Origin of the sequence: Microbispora sp. CSR-4 (assembly GCF_008033685.1) — a bacterium.
GTDB lineage: Bacteria > Actinomycetota > Actinomycetes > Streptosporangiales > Streptosporangiaceae > Microbispora.
The window spans coordinates 2,824-5,539 of sequence record NZ_VJVX01000142.1; the positions used below are offsets into that span (position 1 = coordinate 2,824).

Genomic DNA, 2,716 nt, shown 5'->3' on the forward strand with positions numbered 1-2,716 from the left:
GATCGTGAAGCTGTTGCGGGTGGGTCCGGTGGGTGAGGAGCGGCCGTGTGTGCTCGCGCCGGACGGGCGGGTGCTGGATGTGTCGTCGGTGACGGGTGATATCGACGGTGTGTTCCTTGCGGGGGGCGGTATCGAGCGGGTGCGGGTGGCGCTGGCGGAGGGCCGGTTGCCGGAGGCGGGGCCGTTCGAGCGGGTGGGGGCGCCGGTGGCCCGGCCGGGCAAGGTGGTGTGTATCGGGTTGAACTATTCCGATCATGCGGAGGAGACGGGGGCGCCGATCCCGGGTGAGCCGGTGGTGTTCATGAAGGCGTCCAACACGGTGGTCGGCCCGGATGACGAGGTGCTGGTGCCGCGCCGGAGTGTGAAGACCGATTACGAGGTCGAGCTGGCGGTGGTTGTGGGTCGCACCGCTCGTTATCTGGATTCTCCGAAGGACGCGGCGGGGGTGATCGCGGGGTATGCGATCGCCAATGATGTGTCGGAGCGGGAGTTCCAGAACGAGCGTGGGGGTCAGTGGGACAAGGGCAAGTCGTGTGAGACGTTCAATCCGCTGGGGCCGTGGCTGGTGACGGCGGATGAGGTGGGTGATCCGCAGGCGCTGGGGTTGCGGTTGTGGGTCAACGGCCGGTTGCGGCAGAACGGCAACACCAAGAACCAGATCTTCGGGGTGTATCACGTGATCTGGTATTTGAGCCAGTTCATGGTGCTGGAGGCGGGTGATGTGGTGAACACCGGGACTCCGGCGGGGGTGGCGCTGGGGCGTGGCCCGCAGGCCTATCTGCGCAAGGGTGATGTGGTGGAGCTGGAGATCGACGGTCTGGGCCGTCAGCGCCAGCGGGTGGGCCAGGCATGAACGAGCGAACCGGTGGGCGAACCGGTGGGCGGAGCGGCGGGCGCGGCGTGTTCGGTTCATGCGGCCCCCGGCTGCGAGGCGTGGGGGTGGCATGAGCGGGGAGTTCGACGGGTTGGTGGCGGTGGTCACCGGTGGGGCGTCGGGCATCGGCCGGGCGGTGGCCGAGGAGCTGTCCGCGCGCGGCGCCCGGGTCGCGGTGCTGGATGTGAAGGGCACCGAGTTCGTCTGTGATGTGACCGACGACGGGGCGGTGCGGGGGGCGGTCGCGGCGGTGGCCGGGCGGGTCGGGCGGATCGATGTGCTGGTGAACAACGCGGGTATCGGGGCGCAGGGCTCGGTGGCCGGCAACGATGATGCCGAGTGGTTGCGGGTGCTGGATGTGAACGTGGTGGGGGTCGCGCGGGTGACCCGGGCGGCGCTGCCGTATCTGCGTGAGTCGCCGTATGCGGCGGTCGTCAATACGTGTTCGATCGCGGCGACGGCGGGGTTGCCGCAGCGGGCGTTGTATTCGGCGTCCAAGGGGGCGGTGCTGGCGTTGACGCGGGCGATGGCGGCCGATCACCTTGGTGAGGGCATCCGGGTCAACTGTGTGACGCCGGGCACGGTGGACACTCCGTGGGTCGGGCGGTTGGTGGATGCCGCGCCGGATCCGCAGGCCGAGCGGGTGGCGTTGGCGGCCCGGCAGCCGCACGGGCGTCTGGTGGCGCCGGAGGAGGTCGCGCATGCGGTGGCGTATCTGGCCAGCCCGCGGGCGGGGTCGACCACCGGGATCGAGTTGCCGGTGGACGGCGGGATGTCCGGTCTGCGCCTGCGGCCGGTGACATCATGACCGCCGACGACACCCGGCCCACCCCGGGGCCAGGGCCGGGACCGGAATCCACGCCCGGGGCAGGGCCGATGCCCGGGGCAGGGCCGATGCCTGGGGCGGGATCGGTGTCTGGGGCGGGGGCAGGGCCGATGCCGGGAGGGGAATCGATGCCCGGGGCGGAAAGGGTGTCTGGGACGGGGTGTGCGGCCGGTGTTCTGGCGGGCAGGCTGGGGCGGTACGGGCTGGGCACGGCCCCCTTGGGCGGGTTGTTCGCGCCGGTGAGCGACGAGCAGGCCGAGCACGCGCTGGATGCCGCCTGGCAGGCGGGGATCCGTTACTTCGACACCGCGCCGCATTACGGCAGCGGGCTGGCCGAGGAGCGTCTGGGGTGTTTCCTGCGTGGCCTGCCCGCTGACGCGGCCGGGCAGGCGGTGGTGTCGACGAAGATCGGCCGGGTGCTGGTGCCGGGCCGGGGCGAGGAGGAGGGCTTCGTCGGCCGGACCGGGTTCGTGCGGGTGCGGGACTACAGCCGCGAGGGGGTGCTGCGCTCGCTGGACGACAGCTTGAAACGGACCGGGCTCGACCGTTTCGATCTGGTGTTCATCCATGACCCCGACGACTACTGGGAGCAGGCCGCCGGTCAGGCCTACCCGGCGCTGGCCGAGCTGCGCGACCAGGGGGTGATCGGCGCGATCGGCGCCGGGATGAACCAGGCGCCGATGCTGACCCGGTTCGTGCGGGAGACCGACCTGGACGCCGTGCTGGTCGCGGGACGCTACACGTTGCTCGACCGCTCCGCCGCCGAGGAACTGCTGCCCGAATGCCAGCGGCGCGGCGTGGCCGTGATCGCCGGTGGGGTGTTCAACAGCGGCATCCTCGCCGGAGGCGCCACCTACGACTACGACGCCGCCCCACCCGCCGTCGTCGAACGCGCACGAGAGCTGGGACGCATCTGCGCCTCCCACGGCGTGCCGCTCCCCGCCGCCGCCCTGCGCTTCCCCCACCGCCACCCCGCCGTCACCACCATCCTGATCGGCGCACGCAGCGCGGAGGAG

Annotated in this window: 3 protein-coding genes; all 3 read left to right on the top strand. The window is 71.6% G+C overall.

Annotation, left to right across the window (positions count from 1 at the left end; translation table 11 throughout):
* A partial coding sequence (locus FLV34_RS39000) for a fumarylacetoacetate hydrolase family protein (protein WP_315985233.1) occupies positions 1-853 on the top strand: 853 nt, incomplete at its 5' end.
* Between the two features lie 91 nt (positions 854-944).
* The gene (locus FLV34_RS39005; protein ID WP_147945558.1) at positions 945-1,682 is read left to right on the top strand and encodes an SDR family NAD(P)-dependent oxidoreductase; all 738 of its coding nucleotides are present in this window, start codon (positions 945-947) and stop codon (positions 1,680-1,682) included.
* A gap of 146 nt (positions 1,683-1,828) precedes the next feature.
* A partial coding sequence (locus tag FLV34_RS39010; RefSeq protein WP_147945559.1) for an aldo/keto reductase occupies positions 1,829-2,716 on the top strand: 888 nt, incomplete at its 3' end.

Coding starts and splice junctions, on each gene's coding strand:
- FLV34_RS39005 (WP_147945558.1), top strand. CDS start 945: ATGAGCGGGGAGTTCGACGGGTTGGTGGCGGTGGTCACCGGTGGGGCG.